The 19,758-nt window shown below is 49.9% G+C and carries 11 protein-coding genes; 5 read left to right on the forward strand and 6 right to left on the reverse strand.

What is annotated here, in order from left to right; all coding sequences use genetic code 11:
• Nucleotides 1–76 precede the first annotated feature (76 nt).
• Nucleotides 77–1,963 (forward strand): M1 family metallopeptidase, encoded by a 1,887-nt coding sequence (locus KVT36_RS09590; protein ID WP_217603278.1) that lies wholly within the window; start codon nt 77–79, stop codon nt 1,961–1,963.
• Here KVT36_RS09590 and KVT36_RS09595 read toward each other — a convergent pair.
• The gene (locus tag KVT36_RS09595; RefSeq protein WP_217603279.1) at nt 1,953–3,476 is read right to left on the reverse strand and encodes an MBL fold metallo-hydrolase; all 1,524 of its coding nucleotides are present in this window, start codon (nt 3,474–3,476) and stop codon (nt 1,953–1,955) included. The two genes, KVT36_RS09590 and KVT36_RS09595, sit on opposite strands and share 11 nt — an antisense overlap.
• Before the next feature lie 10 nt (nt 3,477–3,486).
• Complete coding sequence (locus KVT36_RS09600) at nt 3,487–5,589, reverse strand: hypothetical protein (protein WP_217603280.1); 2,103 nt, start codon at nt 5,587–5,589, stop codon at nt 3,487–3,489.
• Nucleotides 5,590–5,834: 245 nt separating this feature from the next.
• Here KVT36_RS09600 and KVT36_RS09605 point away from each other — a divergent pair, with 245 nt between their 5' ends.
• Together KVT36_RS09605 and KVT36_RS09610 are read left to right on the forward strand one after the other, a co-directional pair.
• Entirely contained in the window at nt 5,835–6,968 is a 1,134-nt protein-coding gene (locus tag KVT36_RS09605) for a sensor histidine kinase (RefSeq protein ID WP_217603281.1), read from the forward strand.
• Between the two features lie 102 nt (nt 6,969–7,070).
• Nucleotides 7,071–7,769: a LytTR family DNA-binding domain-containing protein gene (locus KVT36_RS09610; protein ID WP_217603282.1), complete on the forward strand. Its 699-nt coding sequence runs from the start codon at nt 7,071–7,073 to the stop codon at nt 7,767–7,769.
• 156 nt (nt 7,770–7,925) lie between these two features.
• Here KVT36_RS09610 and KVT36_RS09615 read toward each other — a convergent pair whose 3' ends face one another.
• The 3 genes from KVT36_RS09615 to KVT36_RS09625 all read right to left on the reverse strand — a co-directional run bounded on the left by KVT36_RS09615 (nt 7,926) and on the right by KVT36_RS09625 (nt 13,055).
• The gene (locus KVT36_RS09615; RefSeq protein WP_217603283.1) at nt 7,926–8,321 is read right to left on the reverse strand and encodes a carbohydrate-binding protein; all 396 of its coding nucleotides are present in this window, start codon (nt 8,319–8,321) and stop codon (nt 7,926–7,928) included.
• A gap of 193 nt (nt 8,322–8,514) precedes the next feature.
• A complete protein-coding gene (locus KVT36_RS09620) occupies nt 8,515–10,479 on the reverse strand; it encodes a gliding motility-associated C-terminal domain-containing protein (RefSeq protein WP_217603284.1) in 1,965 nt (654 codons plus the stop codon).
• 116 nt (nt 10,480–10,595) lie between these two features.
• Nucleotides 10,596–13,055, reverse strand: a complete 2,460-nt coding sequence (locus KVT36_RS09625) for a PKD domain-containing protein (protein ID WP_217603285.1) — start codon at nt 13,053–13,055, stop codon at nt 10,596–10,598.
• Nucleotides 13,056–13,654: 599 nt separating this feature from the next.
• Between KVT36_RS09625 and KVT36_RS09630 the strand changes: the two genes are divergently transcribed.
• A complete protein-coding gene (locus tag KVT36_RS09630; protein WP_217603286.1) occupies nt 13,655–15,319 on the forward strand; it encodes a glycosyltransferase family 39 protein in 1,665 nt (554 codons plus the stop codon).
• Between the two features lie 7 nt (nt 15,320–15,326).
• On the opposite strand, the gene KVT36_RS09635 is transcribed toward KVT36_RS09630, so the two are convergent.
• Nucleotides 15,327–16,457, reverse strand: a complete 1,131-nt coding sequence (locus KVT36_RS09635) for a LacI family DNA-binding transcriptional regulator (protein WP_368670014.1) — start codon at nt 16,455–16,457, stop codon at nt 15,327–15,329.
• A gap of 253 nt (nt 16,458–16,710) precedes the next feature.
• Between KVT36_RS09635 and KVT36_RS09640 the strand changes: the two genes are divergently transcribed.
• Nucleotides 16,711–19,755: a TonB-dependent receptor gene (locus tag KVT36_RS09640; protein ID WP_217603288.1), complete on the forward strand. Its 3,045-nt coding sequence runs from the start codon at nt 16,711–16,713 to the stop codon at nt 19,753–19,755.
• Nucleotides 19,756–19,758 lie beyond the last annotated feature (3 nt).

Consider the following 19,758-nt stretch of genomic DNA (forward strand, 5'->3'; position numbering starts at 1 on the left):
GTCATCCAGATAGGCATTGGGCCGATGCAAATTATTTATATCTTCATTGCTGTTAATTACTCAAAGCAAATCGTTCATGTTCCGTTACACGCTATTGTTGATGCTGGCCGTTGCCGGCTCTTTTTATGTGAATGCCCAAAGCCTTTATATGCCCCGGGATATTACACAGGCTTTTAAAAAAGGCACCCGCACTATGGATGGGCAGCCTGGTAAGAACTATTGGCAAAACCATGCCCGTTATAATATCAACGTTACAGCCCTTCCGCCCGACCGTACCATACGGGGCAAGGAAGAGATCACGTATGTGAACAACAGCCCTGACACGCTGGAGCATATGGTGATAAAGCTGCTGCTGAACATTCATAAACCCGGCGCGCCCCGCCTGGGCGGCGTTCCTGCTGATTACCTTACAGAGGGCGTGAAGATAGATGGCTTTAGTGTGAACGGGCAGGCCCGCAGGTGGAGGGAAAGCAATGCCTTCTTTACCTGGCAGCCCATACGGCTGCAGGAGCCCCTGCTGCCGCATGATTCCGTAAAACTTACATTCGACTGGCATTACCAGGTATCCAAGGTAAGCAACCGGGAAGGTATGATAGATTCCACCACTTATTTCCTGGCTTACTTTTATCCGCGTGTAGCCGTGTACGATGATTATAACGGCTGGGACCAGATGACCTTTAACGATGCTCTTGAATTTTACAACGACTTTAATGATTATACCGTTACCATCAATGTGCCCAAAAACTATATTGTAGGCGGCACCGGCACCTTACAGCAGCCGGAAAAGCTGCTGCAGCCTGCCTTTGCACAAAAGCTGCAGGCGTCCCAAACATCTGATGAGGTGATACATATTGCTACCCTGCAGGACCTGCAGGCGAAGAACGTAACTACTCAGAACGAGATGAACAGCTGGCAGTTCAAGGCCACCAACATACCGGATATGGCCTTTGGCATCAGCGATCATTTTGTGTGGGATGCTGCCAGCGTGGTGGTGGACGAAACTACCAAACGCCGCGCCAGCGTGCAGGCCATGTATAATGATACAGCGGCTGATTTTCATCACATGGTATCTTTTGAACAGCATGCGCTCAGCTGGTTATCACGCAAATGGCCGGGCATACCTTACCCATATGAAAAGATGACCGTGTTCCAGGGTTATGCGGATATGGAATACCCCATGATGGCCAACGACGGCGCTACCAACGACACTGCTTTTACCAAGTTTGTAGCAGAGCATGAGATTGCACATACCTATATGCCTTTTTATATGGGCATTAATGAAACCCGCTATGGTTTTATGGATGAAGGCTGGGCCACTACCTTTGAGCTGCTGATAGGGCGTGAGGACCAGGGCGTGGAAAAAGCAGAAGCACTGTACAAACAGTTCCGCGTTGATAACTGGATCCATGATGCCAGCTCAGAACAGGACCTGCCCATCATTACGCCCGGTGATATATTGGGTGGTGCAGGCTTAGGCAATAATGAATACGGCAAGCCCTCTCTTGGTTACCTTGCCATGAAGGATATGCTGGGCGATGACCTGTTTAAAAAATGCCTGCATGCCTTTATGGAGCGCTGGCATGGCAAACATCCCCTGCCATGGGACCTTTTTAACACGTTCAACAATGTATCCGGCAAAAACCTGAACTGGTTCTGGGCTAACTGGTTCTTCTCCAATTATTATATAGATCTGGCTGTAAAACAGCTGGCGGCTAACGCACAGGGTTACACGCTGCACATTAAGAATATTGGCGGTATGGCCACACCTTTTGATGTGAACATTACCTATACCGATGGCAGCACGGAAACCCTGCACCAAACGCCGCTGGTATGGGAGGCCAGCCAAAAGGAAACGCAGGTACGCATATCCACTAAAAAGAAGATCCAATCCCTGGTGCTGGACGGTGGCATTTTTATGGATGCCGATACGGACAACAATGTATGGCCCCTGCCTAAAGATTAGTGATAGTATACTGTTTATACAGGATGGTGGATTCATCTTCCGCCAGCCCTTCCTCATACACCTTTTTACCCAGCGTATGCGGGTCCAGCTGGTGAGAGGGGCGATTGGTGAACTGGAATTCATCCATCACGAACAGCTTGCCCTGGCAGCGTTTAATAAGCTCCTGCAGCAGCAGCTTGTTTGGCATAGTGGTTTTCCACTTTTCTGCAATGCGGTGGCGGTCCAGCGTGGCCATGGCAGCCAGCTCCTCGCTTTCCATCATGAGGATGCCTTTTTCCAGTGCAGTGCCGTTGTAGCTGAGGTGATGCCCTACCTTGTAGAACACAGTACGGTTCAGCAAACATTCCGTAAGATGTTTGCCATCTTTCCCCTTCTTGTCCCATTTCCTGATCTGGTGCCAGCTTTCCCAGCTGCCATACTCCGCATCACCGGGGAATAGTAATACCTTGCCGGTTTTTTCAAACTCAATGGCCATAGCCAGGCTGGTATTATTGATATGGCTATTGAGCCGCAGGGCCAGTGAGCCTGCGCTGGAAAGCCAGTCGTCGTTGATCTTGCGCCACTGGTTCCCGGAAGCATTATAAATGGCTTCCGGCGCTTCATCTGAGGCAATGTAATCGCTGATGAAAGGCACATCATTGCGCTCTGTATTATTAAGGGAAAGAAACGCGTTAACAGACAGGGCGCTGTCATTTAATGTAAGGTTCTTCTGGAAAACATCTTTCCCGCCTTTACCATCTTTAAAAATAAAGTCGCGGTTAGTGGGGGGCCCCAGTATATTGAACTTTATACCAGGGGCATTGGGCAGGCTCACAATATCGCCGGGGTTCAGGTAACGGATCTTTACCTTTTTTTCCGCCAGTATTTCTTTGATGATGCGCATACCGGGCAGGGGTTTGCCGCCGGTATCCTCTTCTCCGTCCAGGTTAATGGTGGCCAGGGTATCCAGCCCATTAATAAAGGCTGTGCTGTTATCCAGCATAATGCGGTTAAACTCGCTGTTATCCTCATCTCCCCCGGCGCCTATCTTCATATTCTCATGGCGGTCTTTAAAGGCCGTGATGGCGTTTTGCAAGGCAGCGCGCATTTTGGTGCGTTTGGTTAACAGCTCCTGTGCGTGGCCGTTGGGGTCTTTAGGATTCTCTGTCCAGGCAAACCAGGCTTCTTTAATTTCCAGCTCCCGGAAAATGGCAGGGTCTTTTGCAAAACCAGCTACATGGTCATTGTGCTCATGCGTTATCACCAGCAGGTCTACAGAATGGTTTACATACTCCAGCAGCTCCTGCAGGTAAGGTTTAAATTCTGCGGGAGTGCCTCTGCAGCTGCCGCAATCTATCATCATGGTAAAGCGGGTGGTTTTGCGGCTAAAGAACTTGATCACAAAACAATCACCGGTACCCAGGCAGTACATGCGGATGGAGACGCGGTCCAGCTTACCGGTAAGCGTTGCGCCGGGGCTGCGTTTGGTGCGGGCGGTTACTTTTTTAGGGACTTTTTTTATTTGGGTGGTCATGGGGTTTCAGTTAATGCTGGTGAAGAAATGCAAAAGGCTCTGTCATATGGTGGAAACCGTTGCCGAAGAACTGGAAATAATCATTAATGCAAAAATCTGCTTCGCCGTTCTGGTACATGTACTGCGCCCGGATCCTTTTCAGGTTCAGCGCAGGTATCTGTCCTGCATCCAGGCTGTGAAGGTCAACGATCGGTTTGGAGATGGCATACTTCAGCTCCTGGGTATCCAGGTCAAAGATGAGGGTGCAGCCGCCGCGGAACTCAAAACCACCTTCAGGAATAGGATCCCCGCTTTCCGTGGTGTTGGCCAGTGCGCTGGCATTGGGCCTGAAGTACCCGGTTATTTCTCCATCTTTATATATTACGCCGCTGCGCTGGGTAAGGGAAAAGATCACATTATTGACCTGCGTGCCATTGGGGCCTACGCGTGTTACCAGCCTTAGTTTTAAGATCTGGAAAGAGGCGCCCGGGTACTGGCTGGACTGGCGCAGGCCCAGGTCGGCAAAGTTATCCACGAAGGCCAGGCCGGTGAGCCGTGCAAAGTCGGCCGATTCTGCAAACTTTTCATTCAGCCGCCGGTGCAGGCCGGGTATATGCGGGCGGCCTTCCTCATACAAACCGGTAATGTACTCGCGTGTTTTATAATAGATCTTCCTGCGGTCGTTCACATACTTGATCTCATCCCCATAATCCCGTAAAAAGCCGTTCACTATGGCCAGCAGCTCTTTGGTGGTATCGTTCAGGCTATGATCATTTTTCTCATCATGCTTCTTCATCATAGTGCCATGCTTATCGGCCATGTAACCAATGTTCTGCAGGGGAAAACGCAGGCTTTCCACGCTCAGTGTTTTAATACCATCGGGGTAAATGCCCCGGCGGCGGAAGGCATCAATAAAAGCCAGGCGGTAGTCGCGGTTATCATCGGCCACAATATCCATATCTGCTGTGATGATGGCGCGCAGGTAATCGCCAAACGTGATATCAATGGGCGGGCAATAGTCAATAGCGCGTATGCACATGGTGAGCACATGGCCGGCTGCTTTGGCGGCTTCATTGGCCAGTCGGTCCACCAGGTCCGGTGGAATATCGCCCTGGCGCAGGATGCCGGTACCATTGGAGGCAATGCGCAGCAGGTCGGCAATACGGCTTTTGTAAATGCTCAGGAAAGCTTCAAACACGGCGGCTACCAGTATGCTGCCGCGTGCGTGGGGCTCCATTTCTGTGCGGTAGTCTTCCGGGTTAGGCTCTTTAGGCCTCCATTGTTTGGTTTCCTCATCTACCTCGCCAATGGCATCGCGCAGGCTGCCATAATCGCCTACGGCAGTACCAAATTCCTGGGCCAGCTGGCCTAAGAGGTTCTGTGCGCCCAGGTCGCCCCGGGTTTTACAGATCTGATGTTTCAGCACATCCGGGAAGCTAAAGTGCTGGAACAGGGCTACAATATCTGCAAAGGCTTCATGAAAGGCCAGCACATCGGGGTTGGTAGCCTCGTTATAAAAATTATGCACCCCATCCAGGATGGCGTGGGTAATTTCGTGCGCAATAATATCATGGCTCAGGGCTGTAAATACAACAGAGTTGGGCATGTGCAGCGTTTCATCTGCCGGGGTGGATGCAAAGTAACCGAACAGCAGCGATTTTTTTACCGGGCTGTAATAGGCATTGGCCTCGCGCATGGCATGGGGGTAAATGCGCAGGCGCTGTACATATTCATCCTCTACGGCTACATTCAGGCCGCGGCGCGATTCCCAGAGGACCTTGCGGCCCAGCGCCCTTTCAAAGTTTTTGATGGTGGTCATGGCTACTGCATATACCATTTGCTGGTGGAACTGCGGATCGCTTTCGCTGGGATCCAGGCCGTCCTGCGCCAGTATGTAATCATCATCCAGGTCTACGGCGCGGTAGAACTTACCTACGGTGGGGTCAAAGTCTATCACTTCCACGTATTCACCTACAGGACCGGGTTCCAGGGTTTCCCAGGCCACTTTGTATACGATATTATTAATGGCTACGGTATCTAATTTTAATGATAAGCTGGGATCAAAAGCATAACCGCGTAGTTTGCGGAACGGTGGTTTTTTCCCGATGTAGCTCTTGGGATTAATGGGGGACATATGTTCACTGTTTTAGTGAAAGTTATTTGGGGTACCTTAAATATTTCCGTGCTGATGTTTGGGGTAGTGGTGTCTTATCCGCTCAAAGGAACAGTTATCTGTTGCAAGGTGAGGTTTTTTTTTGAAATAATAAAGCGTAAAAATACCTGATTAGCAGGAGGCTGTGTCCGTTTATTCATCGGTGCTTTTGCCCTGCTCAACGGTACATCCCCTATTTCGTACATTTACTATTCGTTCCTTTATATATGTTCCGTAGCAATGTGTCCATCATTATTACCCATATAACAGGCTGGCTCATTTTCCTGAGCCTGCCTTTACTTTTTATAAACGGGCAGCCCCATTCGGATGCCAACTGGTGGGAGCTGCTGCTTTCCCGCCCCTACTGGCTGTTTGTGCTGGTGTACATGATGCTGTTCTACTGTAACACTACCTACCTGATACCGCAGCTGTTCTTTCAGAAAAAGTGGCTGGCCTATTTTGGTATTTTGCTGGCGGCGCTGGTGCTGGTGTATTACCTGCAGCCTTTTGACCGGCTGCTGGGGCATGGGGCGCAGCATGGTTTTAACCAGGGAGCTTTGAAGCCGCCGCCGGGAGGGCCATATGGTATGCCGCCGCCGGGTGGCAATGGGTTTCCACCACCAGGGGACGGCGGGGGGCCAGGCGGCAGAGGGCCGGGAGGCAATGGCGGGCATACGGATATGGTAAGCATATTCCTGTTCCTGGTAGTGGTAACGCTGGCCATTGCCGTGGAGCTTACCAAACGCTGGCGGCTTACAGAGCAACGCGCCATGCGCGCGGAGGCCGACCGTGCGCATGCAGAACTCTCTTTCCTGAAAGCGCAGATCATCCCGCACTTTTTGTTCAATACCCTTAACAACATTTATACGCTGGCCCTTACCGGCAATGAACATACGGCCAACAGCATCATGAAGCTGTCTAACATTATGCGGTATGTGACGGATGATGCTGCGGAGAATTTTGTATCACTGGAAAGCGAGGTGGATTGCATACGTGATTATATTGACCTGCAACGCCTGCGCCTGGGTAAAAAAACAAAGCTGGATTTTTCTGTGAGCGGCGACCTTTCCCGCAAAGAAATTGCACCGTTAATACTAATGACGTTCATTGAGAACGTGTTCAAATACGGGTTAAGCAATCATGCGGAATCTACGCTGATTATAAGGATATTTGCAGAAGTACGTACCATTACTTTTTTTAGCCAGAATCCTTTATTCAGCGACCGGCCGGCACAGGAGCGCACCGGCATCGGAATTATAAACACCAGGCAACGTTTAGACCATTTATACCGTAATAAGTATTTACTGAATATTACAGACAGTGACGGCCTATATACAGTTGAGCTAACATTACAGGTTTAATGGGGGACTATCTATACTTAATAAGTATAACTGAATATTACAGACAGTGACCGCCTGTATACCGTGAGCTAACATTACAGGTTTTATGAAAAAACAAGCTTTATGCAAATGAGATGTATTGCTATAGATGATGAACCGCTTTCCCTGGCGCTGATACAACAATATGTCTCTAAATTCCCCGCTCTGCGGCTGGTACAAACGTTTGACGACGCAATCTCCGCTGCGGAATTTCTCCGTAACAATCCTGTGGACCTGCTTTTTGTGGATATTAACATGCCGGACATTAACGGTATAGACCTGGTGCGTTCCCTGGCAGAAAAACCGGTGGTGATCTTTATTACCGCGCACCGCAAATTTGCCGTGGAAGGGTTTGAGCTGGAGGCGCTGGATTACCTGTTAAAGCCTATTGACTTTGACCGTTTCTCCCGCGCAGTGCAAAGGGCGCTGGACTATCACCAATACCGTAAACAGGGCCTGCCTGCACAGGAGGAAAGCATTTTTGTAAGGGCAGAGTACAAGCTGATCAAAATAACCTTACTTGAGATCCTGTACATTGAAGGGTTGCAGGATTATATTAAGATACACCTTACCCAGGGCAAACCAATAATGACGCTGATGACGCTGAAAGCCATGCAGGAAAAGCTGCCTGCCGACCGGTTCCGGCGTATACACCGCAGCTATATAGTGCCGGTAAATAAGATCACTGCTATTGTGAATAAAAAAGTGCGTATAGGTACCGGCCCGGAGCTGCCGATCGGGGATAGTTATGCCAGCTTTATAGAAGAATGGACCAGACAATGATAATTAATGGGGACAGTGAACAATGAGAGGAAAGAATGTAAAATGACAAATGTAAAATCTTAAATGTAAAAGGGCAATGCAGGGGATGTTGAGTGCTGCCGCCAACTTTTACATTTTACATTTAGCATTTTAGATTTTACATTCTTTCATCCTTGCCTAATAAACATGTATAAATGAGAAGGAGGAGATGATGAACTCCCCGCTCCCTTTGGCCACCAGGTACAGGTCGTGCGTACCATAGTGTTTTCCTACACTGGCCGGTACCTTCAGGGCATACGTCGTATCTCCTGTATACGGTATTTTAAGTGTGCCTATCACTTTTCCCTTAGGTTTATCTATACGGAACTCCAGCGTGGGTTCGCTTTTCTTGTCATTGGTCACTTCTACGCGGAAACCTATCTCGCCCATGCCCAGGTATACCTGTCCAAAGCCCAGGTAACTGCCGCGCTGCATCTTAAATTCTGTTTCATGTTTGGTCTTGGTAACGGGAGGTGCGGAGGGGGCGGTTGCCGGCTGAGTTGGAGGTGTAGCAGTCTGACCCTGTACCAGCATTGGTATCAGGAAGACAATTATACATTGCAACAACATCAGCATCAACCTCATAGGCATAGGATAGGCTTCACATCGCTCACTATTTGGCTGCCAGGCAGGTACATCCTACAAGCATCCGACAGGCAAAATAATAATATTTTTTATAATATTTAACACGGAGCGAAAAATAAAGCCTATCCTAACACTTTTTTCATCAGGGTCTAAGGAGGTTTACGGTGCCTTTCCGAACGGTTTCTTTGCCATCGGCCAGCTTTAACCGTATCGCATATACGTACACACCCATGGGCTGGCGCTTACCGTTGGAGGTACCGTCCCAGCCCCTGGAAAGCTCACTGGTGGCGAAGATCAGCTCTCCCCACTGGTTAAAGATCTTCATTTCCTGCCCGGTAATAATGTTGCCCTGCGCCCGGAAAACATCATTATGTCCATCGTTATTAGGTGTGAATGCATTGGGGATAAAAATATCCTGGTTCAGCAGCTTGGCGGTGGTATTTCCCGGTGCGCTGTTCTGGCAAATTTCCCCTCCCAAGGCAATAACGTTAATGGTAACCCCTTCTGCCAAGGATACGCCCGTTACCTGGTGCGTGGTGCCCGCAAGGCCGGAAGCAGGTGCTACATAAGCGGTTCCATTTACCGATACCTGGTAACCGGTGGCGCCGGCAACAGGCTGCCATACAAAAATTACGCTGTTTGGCGTGATCTGCGTTGCGGTTACCACGGGAACAGCCACCTGTGTAAGCCGGCTTACGGCTACGGATATACGCGGGCTGATGCAGCTGCCGTTTGCTGCCTCCACATAATATGTGGCATCCGTAGCAGCGCCGGGGGCCGTAAAAGTGTTGCCCGTGCCGGCCACAGTGCCGCCGGTAGCGGTGGTATACCAGTGGTAGGTATAGGGGACGGTAGCGTTTTGTACCGCTAAAATGGCGGTGCTGTCTGCACAGGCGGTAACAGCCCCTGCTTGCGGGGCTGCCGGAACAGGCGTTACCGTTACCTTAACGGTATCGGCTATAGTACAACCCAGGGTATCTACCGCGCTTACAATGTAGCTGGTAGTAACACCGGGCGATACGGTTACCGTATTGGCATTGCCACTACCCGGCTGCCAGCTGTAATTGCTTACCGGGCCGGTGGCGCTGGCGGTAAGTGTGGCGCTGCCGCCTGCGCACAGGGAATCCTTACTGGCCGTGGCGGTAAGCACTGCGGCTGTTTTCTTAGGCACCGTGCCCCGGTAGGTAGTAGCGCAGCCATAAACATCCAGGATGGTGCAGGAATAATTACCCGGTGCCAGGCCGGTGGCGGTATCTTTTACCTGTACCGGTGAGGAGGTCCATGCGTAGGATAAAGGCGGTGTGCCGCCCGTTACGCTCAGGGCAATGCTGCCGTTGGCATTGTTGCAGATGGCGGGCGTAATATCTGCGGTTATGCTTACCGGTACATAACTTACGCCGGCAACAGCCAGTATCACTGCGCGGGAGCTGGTATCGCCCCCGGATATATAATTCAGGCGGATGGAGTCCAGCAGCTTGGGCTGGTTCTTGCAGGCCATGGGTACATCAAACCGGTAAAAGCGGGGATTGTTGCCGCTCATACCATCTACCAGGTAAGGCGGGGCAGCTTTACGGGCTATACGCCCTACCCCGCTGACGATGGCATTAGCGCCATTAAACCAGTCGTCTACATGCACATTTCCGGCATCTGACCAGGTGCCGTCTGTAAAGTGCAGGGTAGCCCCAACCACGCTGCTGCCTTCTGTAGAGAACAGCAGCAGGCTTAATTTGCTGAAAGCCGCCGGGGTGGTTAATGCCAACGTGCCGGATGCCGTGGTATTGGGCACATGCCCTGCATCGGAAAGGTAAAGCCCATTCGGCGCATCATAAGGCGCCAGCTGGTAACTGCGGTTCCCGTTGGTAAGGAGGCCGTTATCCGGTATACCGCCGGAAATGCTGTTGGCGGTGGCAAAATTCACGGAATATAAAAGGTAAAAGCTGAGGTCCAGCGGGGTGGTGGTTACTGCCAGGCTGCTGGTGCCCGATTCCGCTACTATATCATTATTAAAGCCGGTAACGGCAACCGGGGTATAGGTTTGCGCTGCCAGCTGCTGTACGCCCGTGCATAACAGCAACAGGAGCAGAAGTTTGAGTACGTGTTGTTTCATCTGTTCGTTTTTAATTTTCAAGGGTCAGATGGAACCTCGCCTGTACATGTCCCGTGTGAGAAATGTTTACCGTGCTCGGTTTCATTTTTATTCTGGTTGATGTGATATGACGTGAATCAGCGGAGTAAAACTACCCACCCCGCATAGGGCTTGTCTTTCGGCTTTGCTTTGATCACATAGTAATACGTGGCCACGGGCATTTGCTGCCCATGCCAGGTGCCATCCCAGGGTTGCCGGTACCCGGTGCTCTCGAAAATGCGTTGCCCCCAGCGGTTGAAGATCTCCACATGGCAACCGGGAATACCGGCCAGGCCGGGTATTTCCCAAAAGTCATTTACACCGTCGCGGTTAGGACTAAAGGCATTGGGTATACGTAATACGGCATCCGGGATAACTTTCAGCCAGGCCTGGCTGGTACTGTCCATACAGCCAATGCTGTTGCTTACCAGCAGCGTTACCCGGTACTCGCCCGGAAGGGCGTACTGGTGGCTGGCTGTGGCTGTGGCAGCAGTAGTGCCGTCGCCAAAGTCCCAGGCGTAGGAGGTAGCATCTGTGGATTGATTGGTGAAGCTGAAAAGCGCTTCACTAAATTCCAGCGGCACATTTACACCGGGCAGCGTGGTGAACTTAGCTACCGGCGACGGTACTACGTTAATGAGCGCGGTTTGCACCAGCGTATCAAAACACTGCTGCTGCGCGCCGGCAATTAAGGTGACGGTATAAGTACCGGGTGTAGTAAAATTATGTACCGGGCTGGCTGCTGATGATACACCGCCATCCCCAAAGCGCCATAACCAGGTATCTGCATTTTGCGATTGTTCGGTAAAGGTAACCGGCAGGTCCGGGCAGCCGGTAATAACATCCTGGCTAAAAGCCGCTACAGGCAGCGGTACTACCGTTATCTGCCGCGGGCTGGCATTTACCGTACAGGCGCCGTTAGTAACGGTAAGGGATATACTGCCGCTGGAGCTGTACTTAACCTTGTATGGCCCAAACCCGCTGCCGCTTTGCACTGCGCCCCCACCCCAGCCCCAGGCAGGTACCGCGCCTGCACCTGCACTGCCGGTAAATGTAATGGTGGCAACATCACCTGCGCAGGGTGTAAGATCACTCACATCAAAGCTCACTACCGGCGCAGCGGTTACAGTAACCGGCTGTGTGGCGGGGGCCGATGTGCAGCCATTATCTGTTACCCGCAGCTGCAGCGTATAATTACCGGCTGTATTAAAAGCAATAGTATAAGGCCCTGCCCCGCTCCCACTCTGTATGCTGGCGCCGGAAAAATTGTTCCAGTTATAGGCAGCCGTAGCTGCTGCTGTGCCGGTGAACTGAATAGTTTGCGAAGTACCCAAACATACGGTAGCCGGCGTTACGGTAAAAGCGGCGGCAGGCATGGGTTTTATGGCTACCTCCACAGAGTCCGTCAGGCTGCAGCCAAATGCATCCTGTGCGGTTACCACGTACATGGTAGTAGCTGCCGGTGTTACGGTTATACTTTGTCCTGCAGCATTATTGGGCTGCCACTGGTAATTGCTTACTGTGCCGCCGCTGGCGCTGGCATTTAACGTTACTGCCGTACCGTTGCAAACCGTATCTGCGCTGGCCGTAACACTAAGTGTGGAAGCAGATTGCTGCGGAATGGTATCCTGGAAAAGAGTGGTGCAGCCATTGGCATCCAGGATGGTGCAGGTATAAGGGCCGCCCGGCTGGTTGGTGATACTGGCCTGCGACTGCGCCGGCACCGTGTTCCAGCTGTAGGATAAAGGCTGTGCGCCGCCTGTTACGGCCAGCTCAATACCACCGTTAGCAGTACCGCAAATAGCCGGTGTAATGGTGGGTGTTATGCTGAGCGGTGTGATGGACATGCCCGAAAGTGCCAGTATTACGGCCCTTGAAGGGAATGTGGTACCGCCGCCTAAAAAGTTAATGGTTATGGATTGCAGCTGTTTTACCTGGTTGGCGCAGGCCAGCGGAACATCGTACTTATAAAAGCGTGGGTTATTGGTGGCAATGCCATCTGCAACATACGGCGGCGCTGCAATGCGTGTAGTACGGCCAAAACCGGAGTACACAGCATTACCACCATCAAACCAGTCCAGCACCGTGGCGGTGCCGGCTACTGCGGTAGTGCCGTCTGCAAAATTCAGTGTAACGCGCAGCGTGCTGGAGCCTTCTGTTGAAAACAGCAGCAGGCTTATTTTACTAAAGGCCGCAGGTGTTACCAATGTAAGCGTACCGGCAGCAGCGCTGTTGGCCACTGCTCCGTTAAGCGACAGGAACAAACCATTACTGGTATCATAAGGCGCCAGCTGGTAAGTACGCACGCCGCTTACAATAGTGCCGGTATTAGGCAGGCCGCCGGGAAAAACGTTCTTTACGCCAAAGGCCGCGCTGTAAAGCACATTAAAGCTCAGGTCCAGCGGCGTAGTGGTAACAGCAACAGCGCTGGTGCCTGTATCTGCAACAACATCATTATTAAACCCCGTAATAGCTACGGGCGTGTATGTTTGTGCATATAACTTTCCCATGCCGGGGCATACCGCCAGCGTTAGCACAATAATAAATATGGTCTTCATGTTGTTAGCTCATCATTTTGGTTGGCGCCAAGGCAACTCGACGGAACGGCTATAGGGTTACCGTAGTTGTGTTACTGTTAATGGTTTAATGAATAAAGGGCTTTCAGGTTCATTCTAAATACAATCACTCCCGTTAAGCGGGGGGGTGGATGGAGAAAGTTTTTTTTAGCTGTTAGCTTTTAGCTGCCTGGTATTGCAGACATCATATAACATTATAAACTTGCAATACAGATGATTGTATATAGGAAGGCAGTTTTATACAAGTATTACACTAAGCGTAATAGTATTGTTCACCAATACATTGTGGGCATAATGTGGACTTGATGTGGACTTGATATGGACTTCAGGCAGGGAAAACCTGGAAAAGAGGTGAAATGGATCCCTTTCTATGCAATCGACTATCCAGCTTTTCCTTGCACTCCCCGTCACCGCGCTCCATGCAATGGACCATGGACTATGGACTATGGACCCCTAGCGTATATACCTCTCCGTTACCCGGCAGGCGTGCGCGGCACATGATCTTATCTTTATCATTTTCCGGACGATTTGCTAAAAAACACGGATGCATTTATCTTTGCCGCAAAGAGCTACACGGAAATATGCGCCTGCCAAAAACAGTGATCATCATATTAATATGCATTATTGCAGCCTTCCTGTTCATTCCTTTCCTGGGCCGTGTACATTTATTTGACTGGGATGAGATCAATTTTGCGGAATGCTCCCGGGAAATGATCAAACTGGATGATTACTCCCGCATTTACGTGAATTTTAAACCTTTCTGGGAAAAGCCGCCCATGTTCTTCTGGATGCAAACGGTGGCTATGAAATGTTTTGGCTACACAGAATTTGCAGCGCGCCTGCCCAATGCCATTTGCGGTATAGTTACGCTGGTGGTATTGTTCCTGTGCGGGCAGCAGGTGTACGACCGCAAATTTGGTACCTACTGGGCGCTGGCCTATGCGGGCTCCCTGTTCCCGAATATGTACTTTAAATCCGGGTTAATAGATCCCTGGTTTAACCTGTTTATTTTTCTTTCCCTATACTATTTCATTTTATACCATTGGAAAAGAAATGGCTTTGATCATGTACGCCTGGCCAAAGACCCGGTAACCTATGCTGCATGGGCAGGCATTTTCATGGGCCTGGCTGTTTTAACCAAAGGACAGGTAGCGCTGATGATCTTTTTACTGGTACTGGGAGTGTACTTTATTTACAACCGGTTTAAGCAATACTTTAACTGGTGGCATGCGCTGCTGTTCCTGGTGGTGGCTGCGCTCATCACCTGCTCCTGGTACGGGTATGAGACTATGAAGAACGGGCCCTGGTTTATTACAGAGTTCCTGAAATACCAGTACCGCCTGTTTTCCACGCACGATGCGGGGCAGAAAGGCTTTTTCGGTTATCACTACATCGTGATACTGATCGGCTGTTTTCCGGCTTCGGTATTTGCCATCCCGGCATTTTTCCGGATGCGTTACAGCAGCCGGTATGATAAGGACTTTAAGATGTGGATGGTAATGCTGTTCTGGGTAGTGACCGTGCTCTTTACCATTGTGCAATCGCGCATTATCCACTACTCTTCCATGGCTTGGTTCCCGGTAACTTTCCTGGCTGCCTATACTTTTTATAAATGGGAAAATAAAGAGGCTGCGTATAAAAAGTATGCCGGGGTAATAGCCGCCATACTGGGCATTTTAATTTCTATAGTGCTGATCTCCGTAACGGTGATTGCGCTGAACATTAAAAAGCTGATCCCCTATGTGCACGACCGGTTTGCGCAGGGCAATATGGAAGCAGATGTGCACTGGAACGGCTGGGAAGGTACTGCCGGCGTGCTTATGCTGGTAACCGTAATACTGGGGCTGTGGTGGCTGAAAAAGCGCGCTTTCAGCCGCGCTGCTTGGACCTTTTTTGGCGGCACTGCGCTGGTGATATTTTTTGCAGCAGCGCTTATTGTGCCTAAGGTAGAACGTTACTCCCAGGGCGCGGCCATTGACTTTTTAATACAACGGCGGGGCGAAGATTGTTATGTAACTACGTTGGGGTATTGGAGTTATGCGCCCTTCTTTTATGCACAGAAAGTAAAACCCACTAATCCCAACTCATATAATGAATGGTGGCTGCAAAGAGGCGATATTGATAAACCCGTTTATTTCATCAGTAAGGTAGACCGGGTGGAGGAATACACCAAAGATAATCCCAGCCTGAAAGAGTTATACCGGAAGAACGGGTTTGTGTTCCTGAAGCGGATGCCTGCCAAATAATCCTGTACTATTTCCTCGATGAGGATCCCCTGATAATAAGGGTTGTTTCCAGCGACTGCAGCACCGGCGAATAAGCACCGCCTTCTGTGATGGCATCCAGCAGTATATGCATGGCTGAACGGCCTATATCTGCCACCGGCTGCTGTACGGTTGTAAGGGCAGGCTCAATTACTTCCGAAATAGGATCATTGCTGAAACCCACAATGCCCATTTCTGAAGGGATCTTTATTTTCATTTTTTTGGCAGCCAGCATCAGCTGAATGGCTACGGGATCGTTCACACAAAAAACAGCATCGGGCCGGTGCTTTAGGTTCAGCAGCTTTTCAGCGCAATGAACGGCGTCTTTTTTTGAGAGGTTGCAATGCACCACCAGCTCTTTTTTAAAAGGCAGGCCGTGTTTTTCCAATGCATCCCGGTAGCCCTTTAAGCGGTTATGCGTGATGCGTAATGCCGGCGGGCCGCCGATATGCGCAATATTGCGGTAGCCGTTCTCAATCAAATGCTCCACCGCCTTAAGCGCGCCTTCATAATCATTTACCAGCACCTTTGAGGTATCCATTTCATCGCAGATGCGGTTAAAGAACACCACGGGAATGCCATGCCGTTCAAATGCCTTAAAGTGCTCAAACTTTTTAGTTTCCCTGGTCATGGAGATCAGAACACCATCCACCCGGTTGGCCAGTAATACACTGGCATTGGCCACTTCTGTTTTAAAGGATTCCTGCGACTGGCAGATGATCACATTATAGCCAGCCTGCTCTGCTACCTGCTGCGCGCCCATAATAATGGTAGGAAAAAAATAGGTCAGGAACTCCGGTACAATAATGCCAATGGTGTTGCTTTTACTTTTTACCAGGCTTTTGGCCAGCAGGTTAGGCTGATAGTCCAGCTGCCGGGCCATTTCCAGCACCGCGGCTCTTGTCTGCGGGTTAATATCACTATGTTCATGTAATGCCCTGGATACGGTAGACTTGGAGATGTTCAGCGCTTTTGCAATATCCACAATGGTGGCCATATGCTTTTTTTGCTGCCGCACCTCCACTGCTGCCTCCCCCGGCCGGGTGAAATGAATGTTACAATCCTTACAATAATAGCGTTGTTTCCCCCTTACAATACCTGATTTTGTGATCGCGTGCACATGACTGCACCGGATACATTTTATCATCTAAAACAAAAAGATTTTGATTGCTAATGCTAAAATAAAGCACGTTTTGTTAACGTGCGGCAATAAGATTTTTTCCTCCTGCTGCTATCGGTATCGTTTGCGGTTACGTTCCCGGTAGATTCTGTTTTCCAAAAGGCCGTGAATTTTTCCATTGTTTAACATTCTTCTATAACATTGCGGAACCACTTTATGACTAACTTTTTTAAAAGCTAAAGATGCTTTCGTTATGAAAAAAACAAGTCCCTTGTTTCAATTACCGGGCTGTGTCAGTATCCTGCTGCTTATGCTTTTTTCCTTCTTTGCGCTGCCGGCAAATGCACAATCCCTTTTACCATCTGTTACCGGGAAGGTGCTGGATGAGAACGGGCTGGCCTTGCCGGGCGCCACTGTTGCGGTAAAAGGTACATCAAAAGGAACTGTTACCAGCAGCACCGGCGTGTTTACATTGAAGGATGTAGCCTCCAATGCTACCATCACCATTACCTTCCAGGGTTATGAAAGCAGCGCGGTGGAAGTCCGTGGCCAATCGTCCCTCACCGTGTCCCTAAAGCCTGATATCAGTAAGCTGAACGATGTAGTGGTTGTTGGTTATGGTACGCAACGCAAAGCGGCATCTACCGGCTCCATAGCATCCGTTAAATCGGCGGATATTACGCAAACGCCTGTTACGAACGTGGCCCAGGGCCTTGCTGCCAGGGTGCCGGGCGTACAAATTACGCAAAATAATGCTGCCCCGGGAGGTAACATCAGCGTACGGATCCGCGGTACCAACTCCATCAACGGCTCTTCTGAACCGCTTTACATTATTGACGGGATCCAGATCTCCAACAGCGGCGGTGTGAGTGATGTAAGCCCTTTATCCACCATCAATCCAAATGATATTGAATCCGTGGAAATATTAAAGGATGCATCTTCTACTGCCATTTATGGTGCAAGAGGCGCCAACGGTGTTGTACTGATCAGCACCAAACGCGGAAAGAGCGGCGCTACACGGGTACAGCTGGACATGTACCGGGGCATACAAAACATTACCAAAGAACTATCCATGATGAACGCTGCGGACTTTGGAAAGCTGGAAAATGATATCTATAATTCGCAGATCTATCCTGATCCGGCATCCCTTGGACAGGGAACCAACTGGCAGGATATTGTGTACCGCCAGGCCAGTATACAAAACTACCAGGCCTCTGTAAGCGGTGGTTCTGATAAAACCCAGTTCTCCTTATCCGGCAACTTCTTCAATCAGGAAGGTATTATTATTTCTTCGGATTTCAAGCGCTATTCTTTAAGGGCCACACTGGATCACAACATCAGCAGCCGCTTTAAAGTGGGCACCAGTATTGTTAGCAGCTACACCATCAATAACAATATACCTACGGGCGTTAGCTCCATTGACGGCCCGCTGGTAACTCAAAGCATTGTGGGCGCCACGCTGGGCGCACCTCCTACCCTGGTGCCTTATAAGGATGATGGCAGTGTTTATCCTTTTGCGGACCAGTTTAACGGCCGTTACCGGGAAATTTCCAACCCGGTTGGGCTGGCCGATATTACTAACCGCAACACCATCAGACGTACGCTGGCCAATGTATATGCTGAAGCAAAGATCATTACCGGCTTAAGCTACCGCGCTTCTTTTAATGCGGATGTAAGCAACACGCTGAATGATTATTATTCGCCCATTTACATTCTTGGCAAGGCGGAAGTGAACGCCAACTCCGGCTCTGCATCCAAAGGGAATGTGAACACTACTTCCTGGCTGCATGAAAGCATTCTTACCTACGATCATGCTTTTGGCGACCATACCATTAAGTTCACAGGGGTGTATGCCATTCAAAGCAATTTGTATAATGATAATACCATCAATGCAAACGGTTTTCCGAATGATGCTACTACCAATGAAGCCGTGCAGCTGGCGGTGAACAGGACCGTGAGCAGCAATCGCAACAAAGACGCGCTTAACTCCTACATGGGCCGTATTAACTATGGTTATGCCAATAAATATTTCCTGGATATTACTGCCCGTTATGACGGCGCTTCCAAGTTCGGAGAAAATCACAAATGGGGTTTCTTCCCGGCTATAGCCGGCGCCTGGCGCATTATTGAAGAACCTTTTCTTCAAAACAGCAAAGTGTTCAGCGATCTGAAATTAAGGGCCAGCTACGGCCAAACCGGGAATGCAGGCGCTATTGCGCCGTACCAGTCACTGGCGCTGGAAGGTTCCGGCAGTAATTACCAGTTCAACCATATTTATACAGTGGGCATCAGCCCTACGGGTATTCCCAATGCAGACCTGCGCTGGGAGAAATCGACCCAGGCCAACGTTGGCCTTGATATAGGGCTGCTGCAGGACCGCCTGAACATTGTGGTGGATTATTATAATAAGAAAACAAAGGACCTGCTGTTTGTGAAGAACCTGCCGCTTTCTTCCGGTTATGCTTCTGTAACGGGCAACTTTGCCAGCATCCGGAACAAAGGCATAGAGGTGGCTGCAGATGCCAGGCTGCTTACCGGTAAATTCAAATGGAACGTGAACGCAAATATTTCCGTGAACCGCAACCAGCTTTTAAGCCTGGAGGGCGGCACCAATGAATATGTACTGAACCCCTACAGTGTGCTTAGGGTTGGGCAGCCGCTGGGCATTTTCAAAACTTATGTATTTAACGGTATTTACCAAACCGGCGAAACCGTGCTGGCAGGCAGCGGCAGCAGAACAGGCGGTGTAAAGGTGGCAGACCTGAATAAGGACAACCAGATCACCGGGGATGATCAAACGATCAGCGGCAATGCAAACCCCTCTTATATTTTTGGGTTCTCCTCCAACTTCAGCTATGGCCGTTTTGATCTTTCCTTCTTTCTTTCCGGTGTGCAGGGCAATAAGATCTTTAACCTGAGCCGCTACACTTTTGAAAATGGTTTAGGAGGCAGGAATGTGGTTTCCGGCGTGGTTAACCGCTGGTCGGCAACGAACCCTAATAATGAGTATGCCAGCGGGTTCCAGGGAGGCAGGATCCCGGTATCAGATCGTTTTGTAGAAGATGGCTCCTATATCAGGATGAAGAATATTACCCTTGGTTATAAGCTGCCTTCTATAAAATATATCACCAATGCAAGGCTTTATATCAGCAGCAACAATCTTTTCACCATCACCAAATACAGCGGCTACGATCCGGAAGTAAATTCCTTTGGCGGCTCAAACACACTGATCGGGGTTGATAACCTCGTATATCCCATGGCAAGGTCTTTCCTCGTTGGCTTACAGGTTGGACTCTAAAAA

Source organism: Chitinophaga sp. GbtcB8 (assembly GCF_019091455.1).
In the GTDB taxonomy this organism is placed as follows: Bacteria; Bacteroidota; Bacteroidia; order Chitinophagales; family Chitinophagaceae; genus Chitinophaga.

What these genes read in the sequence shown, in the direction of transcription:
- KVT36_RS09630 (WP_217603286.1), top strand. Translation starts at nt 13,655, where the DNA reads ATGCGCCTGCCAAAAACAGTGATCATCATATTAATATGCATTATTGCA.
- KVT36_RS09615 (WP_217603283.1), bottom strand. Translation starts at nt 8,321, where the DNA reads ATGCTGGTACAGGGTCAGACTGCTACACCTCCAACTCAGCCGGCAACC.
- KVT36_RS09620 (WP_217603284.1), bottom strand. Translation starts at nt 10,479, where the DNA reads ATGAAACAACACGTACTCAAACTTCTGCTCCTGTTGCTGTTATGCACG.
- KVT36_RS09590 (WP_217603278.1), top strand. Translation starts at nt 77, where the DNA reads ATGTTCCGTTACACGCTATTGTTGATGCTGGCCGTTGCCGGCTCTTTT.
- KVT36_RS09610 (WP_217603282.1), top strand. Translation starts at nt 7,071, where the DNA reads ATGCAAATGAGATGTATTGCTATAGATGATGAACCGCTTTCCCTGGCG.
- KVT36_RS09600 (WP_217603280.1), bottom strand. Translation starts at nt 5,589, where the DNA reads ATGTCCCCCATTAATCCCAAGAGCTACATCGGGAAAAAACCACCGTTC.
- KVT36_RS09605 (WP_217603281.1), top strand. Translation starts at nt 5,835, where the DNA reads ATGTTCCGTAGCAATGTGTCCATCATTATTACCCATATAACAGGCTGG.
- KVT36_RS09595 (WP_217603279.1), bottom strand. Translation starts at nt 3,476, where the DNA reads ATGACCACCCAAATAAAAAAAGTCCCTAAAAAAGTAACCGCCCGCACC.
- KVT36_RS09625 (WP_217603285.1), bottom strand. Translation starts at nt 13,055, where the DNA reads ATGAAGACCATATTTATTATTGTGCTAACGCTGGCGGTATGCCCCGGC.
- KVT36_RS09640 (WP_217603288.1), top strand. Translation starts at nt 16,711, where the DNA reads ATGAAAAAAACAAGTCCCTTGTTTCAATTACCGGGCTGTGTCAGTATC.